This window comes from Lysobacter olei (assembly GCF_054777355.1).
In genome coordinates this window covers 54,973-70,469 of the sequence record NZ_BAAHAT010000002.1, presented here as the reverse complement: position 1 = coordinate 70,469, position 15,497 = coordinate 54,973, and the positions used below count along the sequence as shown (strand labels likewise).

Sequence of the window (15,497 nt, the reverse complement as noted above, 5' to 3'; positions counted from 1 at the left end):
CGAGTGGCGGGTTGTCAGACGTGATTCGTCAGTCGTCAGTCGCGACGCGGTGCTGCACATCGGGTGATGCGGCCATCGCTTCCCACGCGGCGATGACGGACTCCGCGGCAATGTCACGCGCCTGACTCTGCTCTCCGTTCTCTCCGCCCAGGCAGTGCACCGGGCCGGGGCCCACGGGCCGCCACATGGCCGGTGAGGCGTTGCCGAACAGCACCACCAGCGGGCAGCCGAGTGCTGCCGCCGCGTGGGCCGGGCCGGTGTCCACCGACACCATGCTGTGCGCCACTTCCAGCAGTGCGAGCAAGCGCGGGATGGGCAGCTCGCCGGCGAGGTTGTGCAGGCGCGGATCACCCTCGGCGGCCGCGCGGATTTCCTCCAGCACCGCGTGCTCGCCCTCGGAGCCACACAGAATGACCTGCGCCTCGGGCAGGCGTGTCCACACCGCGCGCGCCACCGCCGCCCAGCGCTCGGCCGGCCAATGCTTGGGGTGTTGGCGGGTGGCAACCGTGCCGCGCTTGTGGGTGCGCTTGTTGCCCGGCTGGAACAGCACCAGCGGGCCCTGCAGGCCGTGAGCGGCGCGCCAGTCGACAAGGGCGCGGCGTTCCTCCTCACTCACCACGAGCGCGGGCAAGCGGAACGGAGCCGGGTCCACATCGCGGGCTGGATAGGCGTGCGACGGATTGCGTGCGCCCATGCGCAGCCACCGGTCCGGCCACAGTTGCTGCTGGCCATCGACGATGGCATCGCCCGGCAGACGACCGACGATGTCCTCGTCGGGAACGCCCGCACGGCGCAACAGGGCGGCGATCTCCGGGTCCGCATCGCACAGGTACACCGGTCCGCGGCCGCGTGCGCGCAGCCAGCGCACCAGCGCCCACTGGCTGGGGCAGAACAGGTAAGGGGTGTGGCGGCTGGTGACCAGTTGCAGGTGGCCCACGGCGGGTTCGTGTTGCAGCAGCGGCGCGGTCCAGCCGCCGCTGCTGACCACGTCGACCGGCTGGCCGTAGCGCGAGGCGAGCAGGCGGATCAGCGGCGTGACCAGCACCATGTCGCCAAAGGCACCGCACCGGACGAGCAGGGGGCGTGCACTCATGGGCGGTCTCCAGCAGCGGTCGATGGCGGGGCGTCCGCGGCCAGGCCGGCGAGCTTGGCCAGTGCGGCCGCGGCGTCAGGCAGGCCGTTGGCCAGACCGAGCGCTTCGGCCTGGGAACGCAGGCGCGCGCGGGCCGGGCCGTCGGCCTGCAGGCGCAGCAGCGCCTCGGCCAGCGCCTCTGGCGCGGAGGCCGTGGCCGTGAGGACGGCACCGGCACGATCCAGCCAGGCCACGCGCGCGGCCTGCTCGGCCTGCAGCGGCAATGCCAGCGCCGGCGTGCCCAGCGCCAGTGCCTGCACCAGCAAGCTGCCGCCGCCCAGCAGGGCGACGTCGGCCTGCGCCAGCAGTGCCATCAGCTCGGCGTTGGGGAGTTCGCCGGCATCGATCGCCGGCGCGACGGTGGGCGCGGCGACGGCCACCGCGGTCAGCCCGCGTCGGGCCAAGGCCGCGGCGGCGCTGCCAAACCGCTGCGCGGCGCTTTCGCCGTCCAGCATCTGGCGACCGCCGCCGGCGCACAGCACGGCATAGGGCCGGCGGATGGCCAGCCGTTGCAGCAGTGCGTCGGCATCGGCCGGTGGGGCGAACAACGTGGCGAAGCGCCGCACGACCACGGCGGGATAGCGCCAGCGCGCCAGCTTTTCACGCCAGCCGCCTTCCGACAGCAGGTCGGCACCGACCAGCCAGTGTTCGTGCAGGCGTGCCGTGCGCCGCCAACGGAAGCCGCGGTCGCGAGCACTGGTCCGGGAGCTGAGCAGCACGACGCGCGCGCCCACGCGCCGTGCCGCGCGCAAGGCGGCCACACGCGTGTTGCCGTCAAACACAACGACGGCCGGGCGAACGCGTTCGATCGCGGCGACGACTTCCGGCACCGCGCGCGTGGGCGACGCGCTGAGCGTGCTGGTGGGCCACGGCACCGCGGGCGCGCCGTTGGCGAGCAGGAAATGGGGCTCGGCTGAAGGCCAGCGTGCGTGCAGGGCGTCGGCCAGCAGGCGGCAGCGCTGCACTTCGCCGCTGCCTTCACTGCCGGAGACCGGGACGAACAGCACGCGGCTCATGCGGGCGCTCCTTGCGGCACGGAATAGGGTTGCAGGCGTGAGGCGCGATGCAATGCACGCCGTGGTGCGTGGCGCCTCGCTATCATCGTTCGACCCGAAGCCGCGATGCGACCATGCAATCTGTTCCCGTCACGTTCTACCTGGATGTGAGTGACAAAGATATCGCGTCGTGGCGCGCGTTGCGCCCGGACGAGGCACCGCAGCGCCTGCTGCTGGGCGAGGATTACTGGATCACCCACACCTACACCCGGCTGCGCGACGCCGGTGATGACGTGCGCTTGGACAACCGCGTGCCGGACACGGGCATTGTGGTGTTCTACGCCGGCCACAAACGGCCCGTGTGGCGCGCGGCGCGAGGCGGCAGCGGTGCGCTGCTGGTCGCCGTGCGCAGCGACCGCCATCCGGTCGGTTTCGCGGACGTGGAAGTGGTGCAGAACGCCGCCTCTGCCGATGGTGAGCGCGCCTTCCACGTGCCGCACTGGCCACAGCCGGGCCTGCGCGTGCGTGACGCGGCGCGCGGAACGACGTTGCGTACGCTGCTGTTCCCGGGCACGCCACAGAACCTGCACCCCGCTTTCCGTTCCGCCGAATGGGAGGCCTTCCTGCAAGCGCGCGGTCTGCAGTTCCGTTGCCACTACGCGCACCCCGATGGCACGCCGCCGGCGTGGCACGACTACCACGACGTGGACCTTATGCTGGCCGTGCGCCCCTCCGGCACCCGGCTGGTGCGCAACAAACCGGCGTGGAAGCTGTTCAACGCGTGGCTGGCCGGCGTGCCGGCGATCCTGGGCCCCGAGTCGGGCTATCGCGAGCTGCGCGCGAGTCCGTTGGATTACATCGAAGCCACCGGCGTGGACGACACCATGGTGGCCATCGACCGGCTGCTGGCCGAGCCCGCGCTCTACCAGGCGATGGTCGACAACGGCCGCGCGCGGGGTCAGGCGTTCACCGATGCGGCGACCCTGGCCGCGTGGCGCCGGCTCATCAGGGGCGTTCTGGCGCCGGCCGCGGAGCGCCAGGCGAGTCGCCCCATGCCACTGTGGCTTCGGCGCGCGCGGGAACTGGCGGCACGGGTGGCGCGCGCGTGGGGCGAGAAGCGCTGAGAGCGCGACACGCCGCGCAAGTCACCGGAGCGGATCACCAGCGCAGGTCACCAGCGCAGGGGACGTCGCGCCAACGAGGCGGCGAGCGCATCGTGCAGCGCGCGGGCTTCACCTTCGGGCAGGAAACGGATCCGCAACGATGGCGCCATCGGCGAGGCCCCCGCGGTGTCCAGCCACAGCGTCGCGGTGCCACACCGCCGGTCCAGTGGTGACATGCTCAGCGACACCGTCTGCAGCTTGTCGATCTCGGCCAAGCGCCACCAGCGGCTCCACCAGCCACCGCGCACCGCGACCACTTGTTCGTTCACCGCGTAGGCCGCACGCCGGGCATGTTGGCGCGCGGCGTGCGCGCTCCATGCCAGCCACGGCAGAGCCAGCAGCCCCCACGCGCCAAAACGCCAACCTGCCACCGCTCCTACCAGCAGCACGAACACCGCGCCAGGCAGGAACAGCCGCCACCAGCTGCGCTCGGGAATGGCCTGCCAGGCTTGGCCGCTCCAGTCCGCTTTCGGCAGCAGGTGGGTGATGAGTTGGTCACAGGCTTCGGGTGTGGCGATGGGCGCCACCTCGCGCAAGGCGCGCTGCTGTTGCTGGTCCTCGGCCACGGCCGTATCGACGTGCAGGCTGCGCCGGCGCAGCAGGCGATGCATGAGGCCCTCGTGCAGCGTCCACGCCTGGATGCGCCGCCGCGACGCGCTGGTGCGCCAGCGTGCCAGCAGGCCACGCTCCACGGTCAAGCGGCGCCCGGACTCGCGCAGGGTGAAGCCGTAGTACTGCAGCAGCGACAGGACCACCGACAACAGCCGCAGTGCACCGACCGCCAGGGCCGCGAGGCTGACCGCCGCCAGTGCATATTCGGGGATGCCGAAGTCGTGGCTGCCGGCGTAGCCGAACATCACTTCGCCCCAGCGCTCGAACAGGTTGGGCAGCAGCCGCGGGCTGAACTGCGACAGGCCGGCGACACCGGCGCCGACCACGATCAGGCCGCGGTTGGACACCAGCCCGTGCCGCACCACTTCGCCCAGCGGCAACTGCAGCAACGTGGTGGCAGCGGGCGGGGCTGGGGTGGCGCCGTCCGCGGGCATCGCCGACGGCGCGACTTGGCCGCGATGGCGGACCAGCTGTTCCAGTGCCAGCGCATCGGCCAGCGTCAGTACCCGCATCTCCGCCTCGGGCTTCTTGCCGCCGGCCGATTCCAGCCGCACCTCCGCCACGTCGAACACGCGGTGCAACAGTGACTGCTGCACCGCCACGTTGTGGATGCGCGCGAAGGGGATGATGCGCACGCTGCGCTCCAGCACGCCCTTGCGCACCAGCAGCGCATCGCCGGCCACGCCGTAGCGGAACGTGAAGTATTGCCACACCGAGCTGAGCACTAGCACGCCCACGCCGATCAGCGGCCACAGCTCATTGCGGTCGCCTCGGCCGAAGACCAGCAGCGCCACCAGCGGCACGATGAACTGCCGAAGCTGCGCCAGCAGCACGAACAGCCAGGACATGGGGTGCAGCCGGCGTTCCGCGGACGCGTTTGCCCCCGGTAGCATCGCGGCGTCGCCGGACTCAGGCGTCGTCGTCATGGTCGATCTGCCGGCCGAGTACGTCGCGCAACCGTTCGGCGTCGCCTGCGTCGAGGTTGGGGAACTTCACCGCGCTGTGCTGGGTGCCGGCGGTGTGCACCACCAGCGTGGCCAGGTCACGGCCGCGCTGCAGGGGGCCGCGGGTCACGTCCAGGTGCTGCACGCGGGTGGCGGGCACGCGGGTTTCGCGGTACCACAGGCGCCCGCGACGCAGCGCCAAGCCCTGTGCGTCATGGCGCCAATGTGTGTGGCGATACTGGCGCAGTCCGAGCCACGCGCCCGCCGCCGCCATGGCGCCGAACACCAGTGCCATCCCGCCCAGGCGCAGCGGCCAGGTGAGAGGCACGTCGAACACGCGTGGCAATACCCCGCCCGACATGAAGGCCAACGCCACGCCGGGAAGCGCGAACTGCAGGGCGCCGACAAACGCCATCAGCCCGCGGGCGCGCGGCGGCAGCGATTGCCATTCGCCGTCGGGAAGGGCGTGCGGCACGGCGCTGGCGTGCGGTACATCGGCTTCGGAAGAGGTGAGCATGCAGGCGCCTTCAGTAGCAGTCAGGCGAATACGGGTTCACCCCATCCTCGCCGATTGAAAAACGTTTGTAGGTCCACTGGTACTGCGTGGGATCGCGCCGCGCGATGCGCTCGACCCCGGCGTTGAGCGCCGCCACCGCCACCTGCGGGTCCTGGGCGGACACCTCGGGCGACGCGGGCTCGATGTGGAGCTCGAAGGCCGGCTCGTCGCCGTCGTCCCCCACGCGCTCACAATAGGCGAACAGGACGGTTGCGCCAGTGCGTGCCGCCAGCCGCGTGAGCAGGCTCATGGTCAATGCCGGGCGGCCGAAGAAGGGGGCGAATTCGCCGTCGCCGCGCTTGGGCTGCTGGTCGGGCAGGATGCCGGTCACGCCGCCTTCCTTGAGCAGCTTCAACAATTGCCGCACGGCTGCCGGCCCTTCCGCGCGCACCTGCGTCACCCGTGCGCTATCGGCGCCAGGCGCAGCGCGAACCAGGTTGAGGAAGGATTCGCCGACCTTGGAATCCGGCGGGGCGTACAACACCGCCAGCGGCGTTTTCGCCGCCAGCCACTGGTTGAGCAACTCCCAGTTGCCGTAGTGCGGGGCGGCGACGATCAGCCCGCGGCCGCTGGCCAGGGCCGCATCGAACAGGTCCACGCCGTGCTGGCGGCGCAATAGGCGCAGGTTGCGCGCGTGCGGGCGCGTCCACAGCCGCAGTGTCTCCAGCACCTGGCGCGCGGTGGTGCGCAGGATCGCGAGGTGCAGCGCCTCGCGCTGGTCTGCCGGCATTTCCGGGTACACCAGTTCCAGGTTGCGCCGGGTGACGCGGCTCTCGCGCCGGTTGCGCCGCACCACCCAATCCGCCAACGCGTCGCCCAGCCGCACCAGCCAGCGCCAGGGCAGGCGGGCGATGGCGGCGGCGAGCAGGTACAGCAGGCGGGCGGCGAGTTGGGTCATGCGCCGCAGTGTAGCCGCTGGGGTCTGCTAGCTTTACGCGCGCCTCATTGGAGCCTTGCCGATGCTTGCCCTCATCCAACGCGTTACCCAAGCCAGCGTCAGCGTGGACGACGAGGTCATCGGCCGCATCGGTCCGGGCCTGCTGGCGCTGGTGGGCGTGGAGCCCGGCGATGGTGACGCGCAGGTGGCGCGCATGGCCGAACGCCTGCTCGGCTATCGGGTGTTCGCCGACGCCGACGGCAAGATGAACCTCGGCCTGGGCGACACCGGCGGCGGCCTGCTGCTGGTCAGTCAGTTCACCCTGGCGGCCGACACCCGCAGCGGCATGCGCCCGGGGTTCAGCACCGCCGCCGCGCCCGCCGAGGCTGAACCGGTGTTCAACCGGCTGCTGGCAACGTGCCGGCAAAAGCACGCGCGGGGGGTGGAAACCGGGCGGTTTGGCGCCCATATGGTCATCAGCCTGGTCAACGACGGCCCGGTGACCTTCCTGCTGCGGGCCTGAACCGCCGCCAGCGGGCATGCAGGCCGGATTTCCCGATGGAAGCCGTCCGCGCTGGTATAATGCTTGGTTCACCTTCCAACCACCGTGGTGGCGCAGCCCATGGCCAACGAACGTCAGGCCCCCCAGTCCGAACTCAAGCAGCTGATCAGCAAGGGCCTGGAGCAGGGTTATTTGACCTATGCCGAGGTCAATGACCACCTGCCCGACGACGTCGTCGATCCGGAACAGATCGAAGACATCATCGGCATGATCAACGGCCTGGGTATCCAGGTGCACGAAGTTGCGCCTGATGCCGAGACCCTGCTGCTGGCCGGCGAGAGCGCCAGCGGCCGCGAAGTCGACGAGACCGCCGCCGAAGAGGCCGCCGCCGCGCTGAGCGGTCTGGACGCCGAGGGTGGCCGCACCACCGACCCGGTGCGCATGTACATGCGCGAGATGGGCACCGTCGAGCTGCTGACGCGCGAAGGCGAAATCGCCATCGCCAAGCGCATCGAGGAAGGCCTGGGCCAGATGCAGGCCGCGCTGGCCTCCTTCCCGGGCACCATCGCCTCCATCCTCGAGGACTACGAGGAGCACAAGGCCGGCAAGAAGCGCCTGGCGGAGATCATCGTCGGCTTCAACGACCTGCTCGACGAGCCGGCCGCCGAGCCGGTGCTGGAAGAGGTGGCCGACGCGGACAGCGAGGCCGACGAGGAAGAGGACGATGACGGCGGCAGTGACACCGACGACACGCCGACCGGTCCGGATCCGGTCGAGGTCGCCAACCGCATGCAGGCACTGGCCGACGCCTACGGCAAGTTCGAGAAGGCGCACGCCAAGCACGGTCCGACGCACAAGAGCGTGATCAAGCTGCGCGAGGAGATGGCGGAGGTGTTCGTCACCTTCAAGCTGCCGCTGCCGCTGACCGACGTGCTGGTGAAGAACCTGCGCGACGTGCAGGCCAAGGTGAAGGAGCACGAGCGTCGCATCCTCGACATGGCCACCCGCATCGCCAAGATGCCGCGCAAGGATTTCATCCGCGCCTGGGAAGGCAACCAGACCAATCTGGAGTGGACCGACGAGCTGATCAAGCGCAAGCAGAAGTGGTCGTCGGGCCTGCGTGACGTCAAGGACCAGATCGTGGCCGAACAGCAGGCCACCATCGACCTGGAGTCGGCGGTGCTGGTGAACCTGGCCGACCTGAAGGAAATCAGCCGCGCGATGGCCTATGGCGAAGCCAAGGCGCGCAAGGCCAAGAAGGAGATGGTCGAGGCCAACCTGCGCCTGGTGATCTCCATCGCCAAGAAGTACACCAACCGTGGCCTGCAGTTCCTCGACCTGATCCAGGAAGGCAACATCGGCTTGATGAAGGCGGTCGACAAGTTCGAATACCGCCGCGGCTACAAGTTCTCGACGTACGCCACCTGGTGGATCCGCCAGGCGATCACCCGCTCGATCGCCGACCAGGCGCGCACCATCCGTATCCCGGTGCACATGATCGAGACGATCAACAAGCTCAACCGCATTTCCCGCCAGATGCTCCAGCAGTTCGGCCGCGAGGCCACGCCGGAGGAGCTGGCCAAGGAAATGGACATGCCCGAGGACAAGATCCGCAAGGTCATGAAGATCGCCAAGGAGCCGATCTCCATGGAGACCCCGATCGGCGACGACGAGGACTCGCACCTGGGCGATTTCATCGAGGACACCAACGTGGAGTCCCCGATCGAAGCCACCACCAACATCAACCTCACCGAGACGGTGCGCGACGTGTTGGCCGGCCTGACCCCGAGGGAGGCCAAGGTGCTGCGCATGCGCTTTGGCATCGACATGAACACCGACCACACCCTGGAAGAGGTCGGCAAGCAGTTCGACGTGACCCGCGAGCGCATCCGCCAGATCGAGGCCAAGGCGCTGCGCAAGCTGCGTCATCCCTCGCGCTCGGAGCAGCTGCGGAGCTTCCTCGACATCGACTGACGCCGCACCCGGCGTCCGAGGGGGCGGAGTGGGGGGCAATCGCAAGGGTGTGCGGGGCATCGGGGTACGCGGCTGGTACGCGTGCGTGCTCGTGCTGCTGCTCGGCACCCTGGCCGGTCTCGCGCCCGCACGGGCGGAACCGCAGTTGCGGATGCTGGTCAGCGAAAGCGACGTGGCGGCCACGCACGTGCTGGGCGAGGACCGCACGCTGCGCTGGAGCCCGGCCCTGCCACGGCAGGCCATGTTCCCGGCGGGAACCGGGGTCCGCTGGCTGCGGATCGACCCGGGGCCTCATGCAGGTAGCCAACGCCGGGTGACCCTGGCGCGCCTGCCGATGCGCTCGATCCAGGTCTGGGTGCCGCACGGCGCCCAAGGCTGGCAGCGGTACGAAGACGGTTTCTTCAACCCTGCTCCGGCGCCCCGCACGCTCCACGCATTTGCATGGCCGCTGGATCCAGTCGCGGGGGCGCGCCCAATCTACGTCCGGCTCGAGCATCGCGGGCGCCTGTACCTCAACGTCGGCGTGACCTCGACCGACGAGATGCTGGCGACCGAAGCCCGCTTCGTGGCGGCGCTTACCACCTGCCTGACCGTGTTGGCGGTGATGCTGCTGGTCAACCTGATGTTCTGGGTCAACCTGCGCGAACGCATGTACCTGGCCTATGTCGGCGCGGTGTCGGCGCTGTCGGCGTGGCTGCTGTTCGCCACGGGGTTGGCGTACCTGTGGATCGGCGGCGCGGCGGAATGGCGCTGGCCCGGCAGTCCCAGCGGCATGTTGCTGGCCTTGGGCAATGCCGCGCTGGTGGGCTTCATGCACGGATTCTTCGGGCTGGCCACGGGCGACCGGCGCGCGGCGCAGGCGACGCGCCTGCTGGCCGGCGCGCTGATCGTGGTCGCGCTGTGCTTCATGCTGCCCGGCTCGGGGGGCGCGCGCTGGCCCGGCGTGTTGGCATCGTGGACCTTCTCGGTCGTGCCCCCGGTGATGCTGTGGGTACTGGTGCGCCAGTGGCAGCGCGGCACGCCGGGTGCCGGGCTGTTCGCGTTGGCGTGGCTGCCCTACGGCACGCTGAGCATGGTGCGCACCGCAGTCACATGGGGCTGGATCGAACCGCTGCCATGGACGTTGTTCGGCGCGGCCCCGGCCATCGCCTTCCAGTCGTTGGTGCTGGGCCTGGCCTTGGTGCGGCGTGCCTTGGAATTGCGGCAGGAGCGTGACCTCGCCTTGCGCCTGGCCTCGCACGACGCGCTGACCGCCACGCTCAATCGCCGCGCAGGCGAGGCCCGCCTGGACCAGATGTGGCAGGCCTGGCGCCAGCGGGGCGTGCCGCTGTGCGTGCTGTTTGTCGACATGGATCGCTTCAAGCAGGTCAACGACCGCTACGGCCACGAAATCGGCGATCGCTGCCTGCTGGCGGTGACCGAGGCCGTGCGCGAACTGTTGCCGCCGCGCGCGGTGTTCGTGCGCTGGGGCGGCGACGAGTTCGTCGTGCTGTTGCCCGGCTTGCGGCAGGACGACGCGCTGCGCTTGGCCAATGACATCGTCTCGGCGGTGGATGCGTCGCGCGTCCCGGTCGAGGATGGGCACGTGGCGCTGGAGGCCAGTGTCGGCATCGCGCATGCCCAGCCCAGCATCGACAGCGCGGCCGCGCTGGTGCGGCGCGCGGACCAGGCGCTGTATCGCGCCAAGCGCGAGGGCGGGGCCAGGGTCGTATTGGCGTAAGGCGGACTGACAAGTCCTGCGGCCCGGGAGCCCCGCATGGCTTGGGCTCAAGCGCGGGTCAGTTCAGGGAAATGCTCTTCGGCGTGGCAATTGGCGCAAAGCAGCACGCATTTTGCGAGTTCGGCGTGAATGTCTTCTCGGCGGCGGTTCGAAAGCGCTCGCACGTCCAGGTTGAAGCGCTTCGTGGATGGATCCGTGTGGTGCCAGGTCAGCGCCGCCAGATTGCGGTGATAGCCACATTTCGTACAGCGCCCGCCGGCTGACGCAATCAGCTCAATCTTTCGACTCAAGCCTCTGGTCTGCTGGTTGGCATAATTCTGGTGGCGGTGGTTGGTGTTGCGGTTCTTGCATGCCCGCGAACAAAACCGACGCTGTCGGCCGCCAAGCGGGCGGCTGCATTCCGTGCAATGAGGCGTGGGTTCCATGCCGTGAGGGTAGGCCACCATTGGGCAGGTGAGAGATGTCGCCTACGCTGCTACCATGTCCGTAAGGGCCTATAGCTCAACGGTTAGAGCAGGGGACTCATCGATAAGGTGCCGCCGCGCAGGAATGTGCGGATGGGAACGGGATGAATTCAGGGAAACCTCAGCGGCGCGCCTGGCGCGGACGGTGGCAACCCTGAGCCAAGCCGGCGGTACACCGCCGGAAGGTGCAGAGACTACCTGAGGGCTGGAGTGCCCTTGATCACAGGCTAGAGCGTCCCGCGCCCCACCGCTCGCATGCGGGAACGCATGCGGCGAAGGGCGAAGAGATAGTCCGCGCCGCCGGGAAACCGGTGGAAAACGCGAATCCCTTGGTTGAAGGTTCGAATCCTTCTGGGCCCACCAACTCCCGATCCTGCGCCGTGTGGGATCGCCCCGGCCTCCCAATGCCGGCCGGTCAATGCACTTCGCCGGTGGCGCGCATCACGCAGCGCCGCACGCCACCGTGTCGTTGGTGGCGTCCATCTCGCCATCGCCCTGCGTACGGAACCGCAGCAGCAACCCGCCCAGCGAGTCGGCCTGCTCGCGCAGGCGCACCGCGGTTCCGGCCGCATCCGCGACCAGCCTCGAGTTCTGCCGGGTGCCGTCGTCGAGGACTTCCAGGACCTCGTTGACGGCGTTCACGTCGGCATACTGCGCGTGCGCGGTGGTCGCGATCTCGCCCATCAGCGCGCTCACCCGTGCCGCGGCGTCGTCGATCGCCTGCATGGCGTCGGTGGCGGCGCGGGCGCGAAGGGCCCCCTCGGTCGCCGCACTACGGGCATCACGCACCAGCGCGGTGATTTCACGCGCGGCCTCGGTGGTGCGGGTGGCCAGCGTGCGGACCTCGGCGGCCACCGCGGCGAACCCGCGGCCGCGGGGCCCGGCGTGGGCCGCTTCGATCGCCGCATTGAGCGAGACCAGCCGTGTCTGGAACGCAATCGCGTCCACGGTATCGACGAAGCCTTCGATGCGACGCGTGCCGGCTTCGATTGAGTCAATGGCCCGGCTCACTTCGACCACCTGTTCGCCGGCATGGCCCGAGGCTTCGTGCGCGCGCGCCGCCTCCGCGGAGGCATGCTGCGCGGCGTCGCTGCTTTGGCGCAGCCCCTGGCTCAGTGAGGTCGTCGCCGCCACCGCTTCGCGCAGGCCGTCGGCATGCTGGTGGGTGCGCTGGGACAACTCGGCATTGCCGGTGGCCAACGTGGTGGACGCCGCACTGATGGTCTCACTGGCGCGTTGCAGGTGGCCGACCAGCTCCGAAAGGCCGGAGAACGTGGCATTGGCCTGGGTCTGCAGGCGGCCGAACACGCCGGCGAGCGGTGCGCCACTGCGCGCGAGCAGGTCGCCGCGTGCCAGGGCGTCCAGCAGCCGCTCCAGTTCGCTGTGGCTGCTGGCCGTGGCGTCGAGCAGGCGATTCAGGGCCGAACCGGCTTCGCGCAGCACGCCCTCGTGGCGTTCGACGGAGACACGGTGGGCGAGGTCGCCCTGCGCCGCGTGGGCGACGACCGCCGCGATCTCACGCCCCGCCTCGATGTCCGCGGTCCGGTCGATCCAATGCAGGACGCGCCCCGCGACGTCGCCCTGCGCGTCGATGACCGGCGCGCAACTCACCAGCAGGAAGCGTCCGGCGACCAGAACCTCCTGGATGTCCGCATCGGCCGAGGTAAGGATCGCGCGCAGCGGTCCCGGCCAGCCGTCGGTGGCTTCGCTGGCATCTGGCGCGGGAAGTTCCTTCGCGAATTCGTCCAGGGCCGCGCGCATGCTGCGATTCAGGAACAGCGGCTTGCCCGCCGCGTCAAACACGGCCGTGGGAGCGGCCGCATGGTCGAGTGCGTCGCGGATGGCGGCGGTCTCGGCGGCCATGGCCTGCAACCGGGCGCGTGTGGCGTGGTCGGTGTCGCGGCGTTCGCGCAGCAACTGCTGCATGGTGGCCAGTTGGGCCAGCACGCTTTGCGGGTGGCGATTGCCCGTCGGCAGCGGCGTGTCGAGGTCACCCGTCGACACTCGCAGCGCCACCGCGGCCGCTTCACGGGGGTCGCCCCCCAGCAGTCGGCGGGCGGTGCGCAACAGGATCGCGCCCACGGCCAGCGCCAGCAGCAGGCCGACGCCACCGGCGATGCCCAGCGCCAAGTGCTGTTGCCGCGCCTCGCGCTGGGCGTCGAGCGCTGCCCACTGTACCTGCTGCTGGCGCTCGCCCACCTGAATCTCCAGCAGCTGGCGCCACGATGTCAGGGCCGGCTCCACGATCTCGGCGTAGCGCACCTGTGCGTAAGCGAGGTCCCCGGTCACGAGCGTGGCGGCCATGTCCTCCGCGGCCTTCGCGGCCTTCTCCTGCATGTCGACCAGCGCGCGCAGTGCCGCGCGCTGGTCGTCGCCGGCGGGCAGGCGCGTCAGGGCCTCCTGCGCGACCCGTGCGTCCAGCCAGCCGGGCAGCGCCTGCTCCAGGCGGGTGGCGGCTTCCGTGGCCGAAGGCGCGGTGGACGCGGCCTCCACGTCACGCGCGATGCGCGCCGCGGCCATGTCCAGCGCGTGCAGGTGCTGGACCTGCGGCAGGATCTGCTGGGTGATCCGATCCAAGCGCTGCTGCATGCGCGTCGTGGCCAGCAGCGTGCCGGCGCACACGGTGGCCAGCAGCAGGGCCATCAGCCCCAAGCCGAGCGCCAAGCGAGCGCGAAAAGACAACCGGTCCTTCATTCCATCCATCCTTCGTCGGGGCGGCGACGAGGATCCGGCAGTTTCATTCAGCGCATATGACAGGCTGGCGCGCCGGGGGCCGTGCCCGCCACAATGCGGCGCATGGACAGCCTTGCCCCCACCCTGCTTGAAACCGTCGAACGCGAGACCGGCCCGTCGCCCACGTGGTCGGTCATCTGGCTGCATGGCCTCGGGGCCGACGGCCACGACTTCGAACCCATCGTCCCCGAACTGGTGCGCCGCGACTGGCCGGCAATCCGCTTTGTGTTCCCGCACGCCCCGGTGCGCGCCGTGACCATCAACAACGGTGCGCGCATGCGCGCCTGGTACGACATCAAGGATTTCGACCTGGCCAACCGCGCCGACGAGGGGGGCGTGGCCGAATCGGTCGAGCAGGTCGAGGCGCTGGTGGCACGCGAAGTCGAACGGGGCATCCCGCGCGAGCGCATCCTGCTGGCGGGGTTCTCGCAGGGCGGCGCGATCACGCTGGCCTGGGGCCTGCGGACGGCGCGCCCGTTGGCGGGGCTGGTGGCCCTCTCCACCTACCTGCCCTCCGCACAGAAGGCGGGCGAGTTCGCCACGGCCGAGGCCGTGACGCAGCCGGTGTTCATGGCGCACGGCACGATGGATCCGGTGGTGCCGGTCCAGGCCGGGCAGTTCAGCGCGAGGCTGCTGCAGCAGCTGGGCCTGCGCGTGGACTGGCATGCCTACCCGATGGCGCACCAGGTCTGTGCCGAGCAGATTCGCGACCTGGGCGACTGGCTCTCGCGGCGCTTCGCGGCGCCCTGACCCATGATCGGTCCCGGCACGGAGCGCGAACCCTGGCTGCCGGACCTGTGTCGGCTGCCGCGGTTGGCGGTGATGCTGGGCGTGGCCGAACTCGTCGTGGTGGTGCTGGCACTGGCGCCAGACGGTGGGGTGCGGTGGGATCTGGAGCGGTTCGTCACTGCCAGTGGCTTCGCGCTGTGGCTGGCGCTGACGGCGTCCGTGCTGCTATGCGTGTCGCGCCGTGCGCTGTCGCGGCTCCCGCAGACGGCGGGGGCGGCGTTGGCCCTGCTGGGCACGGGCGTCGTGGCTGCGGTCGGCGCCTGGATCGTGTTCGTGATCGACAGCAGCCTGGCCTACGGGCTGGTGCCGCCGGCGGTGACCCTGCACCGCTTCGCCTGGGGTGCCGCCGCGATCACCATGCTCATGGCGACCGTGGTGGTCCGGTACCTCTACGTCAACGACCGTTGGCAGGCCCAGGTCCGCGCCAGTGCGCGCGCCGAGGTGGATGCCTTGCAGGCCCGGATCAAGCCGCACTTCCTGTTCAACAGCATGAACACGATCGCGGGGCTGGTGCGCAGCGACCCGGCGGTGGCCGAGCGCGCGGTGCTGGACCTGTCGGACCTGTTCCGCGCGGCGTTGGGCGCCAATCGGGGCGATTCGACCCTCGCCGAAGAGGTGGAACTGGCCGAGCGCTACCTCGCCATTGAGCAACTGCGCCTGGGCAACCGCCTGCACGTGACCTGGTACCGCGACGAGCCGCTGCCGTGGGACTTCGCCATGCCCCGGCTGGTGCTGCAGCCACTGCTGGAGAACGCCGTCCTGCATGGCATCTCGCGCCTGCCGGAAGGCGGTACGGTGGAGGTCGCGTTGTCGGTGGAGGGAACGGAGCTGGTGCTGCGGGTGCGCAACCCGGCCCCGCCGCCGCGCGAGCGGGACGGCCAGGGCGCCCAGCACGCGCAGGCCAACATCGGCCAGCGGCTGCGCTACCACTACGGCCCGCGCGCCCGGATGACCGCACGCTGGGAGGCGGACTACTATCTGTGCGAACTGCGCGTGCCACTGGGGGGCGGGGCGCGCACCGGATGAAGGGGATGCC

Annotated in this window: 13 protein-coding genes; 6 read left to right on the top strand and 7 right to left on the bottom strand. The window is 70.2% G+C overall.

All coding sequences use genetic code 11. The annotated features are described in order from the left end of the window. Window positions 1–28: 28 nt before the first annotated feature. Both ACYVBS_RS03030 and ACYVBS_RS03025 read right to left on the bottom strand, forming a co-directional pair. Window positions 29–1,093, bottom strand: a complete 1,065-nt coding sequence (locus ACYVBS_RS03030; protein ID WP_460821698.1) for a glycosyltransferase family 9 protein — start codon at window positions 1,091–1,093, stop codon at window positions 29–31. Further along, window positions 1,090–2,148: a hypothetical protein gene (locus ACYVBS_RS03025; protein WP_460821697.1), complete on the bottom strand. Its 1,059-nt coding sequence runs from the start codon at window positions 2,146–2,148 to the stop codon at window positions 1,090–1,092. The genes ACYVBS_RS03030 and ACYVBS_RS03025 overlap by 4 nt, the downstream gene beginning before the upstream one ends. 113 nt (window positions 2,149–2,261) lie before the next feature. Between ACYVBS_RS03025 and ACYVBS_RS03020 the strand changes: the two genes are divergently transcribed. Continuing rightward, entirely contained in the window at window positions 2,262–3,251 is a 990-nt protein-coding gene (locus ACYVBS_RS03020; protein WP_460821695.1) for a glycosyltransferase, read from the top strand. A 47-nt stretch (window positions 3,252–3,298) separates the two neighbouring features. On the opposite strand, the gene ACYVBS_RS03015 is transcribed toward ACYVBS_RS03020, so the two are convergent. The 3 genes from ACYVBS_RS03015 to ACYVBS_RS03005 form a co-directional block, all read right to left on the bottom strand. After that, the gene (locus tag ACYVBS_RS03015) at window positions 3,299–4,795 is read right to left on the bottom strand and encodes a PH domain-containing protein (protein WP_460822167.1); all 1,497 of its coding nucleotides are present in this window, start codon (window positions 4,793–4,795) and stop codon (window positions 3,299–3,301) included. Window positions 4,796–4,811: 16 nt separating this feature from the next. Continuing rightward, on the bottom strand, window positions 4,812–5,261 hold the full coding sequence (locus tag ACYVBS_RS03010; RefSeq protein WP_460822166.1) for a PH domain-containing protein: 450 nt from the start codon (window positions 5,259–5,261) through the stop codon (window positions 4,812–4,814). Between the two features lie 112 nt (window positions 5,262–5,373). Then, window positions 5,374–6,300: a lauroyl acyltransferase gene (locus tag ACYVBS_RS03005; protein ID WP_460821694.1), complete on the bottom strand. Its 927-nt coding sequence runs from the start codon at window positions 6,298–6,300 to the stop codon at window positions 5,374–5,376. A 61-nt stretch (window positions 6,301–6,361) separates the two neighbouring features. On the opposite strand from ACYVBS_RS03005, the gene dtd reads away from it, so the two are divergent. The 3 genes from dtd to ACYVBS_RS02990 all read left to right on the top strand — a co-directional run bounded on the left by dtd (window position 6,362) and on the right by ACYVBS_RS02990 (window position 10,475). After that, window positions 6,362–6,802, top strand: a complete 441-nt coding sequence (dtd, locus tag ACYVBS_RS03000) for a D-aminoacyl-tRNA deacylase (protein WP_460821693.1) — start codon at window positions 6,362–6,364, stop codon at window positions 6,800–6,802. A 99-nt stretch (window positions 6,803–6,901) separates the two neighbouring features. After that, window positions 6,902–8,755 carry an RNA polymerase sigma factor RpoD gene (rpoD, locus tag ACYVBS_RS02995; RefSeq protein WP_460821692.1) on the top strand — a complete coding sequence of 618 codons (1,854 nt, stop codon included), beginning with the start codon at window positions 6,902–6,904 and terminating at the stop codon, window positions 8,753–8,755. 28 nt (window positions 8,756–8,783) lie between these two features. After that, window positions 8,784–10,475, top strand: coding sequence for a sensor domain-containing diguanylate cyclase (locus tag ACYVBS_RS02990; protein ID WP_460821690.1), 1,692 nt, complete (start codon window positions 8,784–8,786; stop codon window positions 10,473–10,475). Window positions 10,476–10,522: 47 nt separating this feature from the next. Here ACYVBS_RS02990 and ACYVBS_RS02985 read toward each other — a convergent pair whose 3' ends face one another. Further along, a complete protein-coding gene (locus ACYVBS_RS02985) occupies window positions 10,523–10,765 on the bottom strand; it encodes a hypothetical protein (RefSeq protein ID WP_460821689.1) in 243 nt (80 codons plus the stop codon). A gap of 615 nt (window positions 10,766–11,380) precedes the next feature. Further along, complete coding sequence (locus ACYVBS_RS02980; protein WP_460821687.1) at window positions 11,381–13,633, bottom strand: methyl-accepting chemotaxis protein; 2,253 nt, start codon at window positions 13,631–13,633, stop codon at window positions 11,381–11,383. 102 nt (window positions 13,634–13,735) lie between these two features. On the opposite strand from ACYVBS_RS02980, the gene ACYVBS_RS02975 reads away from it, so the two are divergent. Then, entirely contained in the window at window positions 13,736–14,422 is a 687-nt protein-coding gene (locus ACYVBS_RS02975) for an alpha/beta hydrolase (RefSeq protein WP_460821686.1), read from the top strand. A 3-nt stretch (window positions 14,423–14,425) separates the two neighbouring features. Next, window positions 14,426–15,487, top strand: coding sequence for a sensor histidine kinase (locus ACYVBS_RS02970; RefSeq protein WP_460821685.1), 1,062 nt, complete (start codon window positions 14,426–14,428; stop codon window positions 15,485–15,487). The last annotated feature ends 10 nt before the right edge of the window (window positions 15,488–15,497 follow it).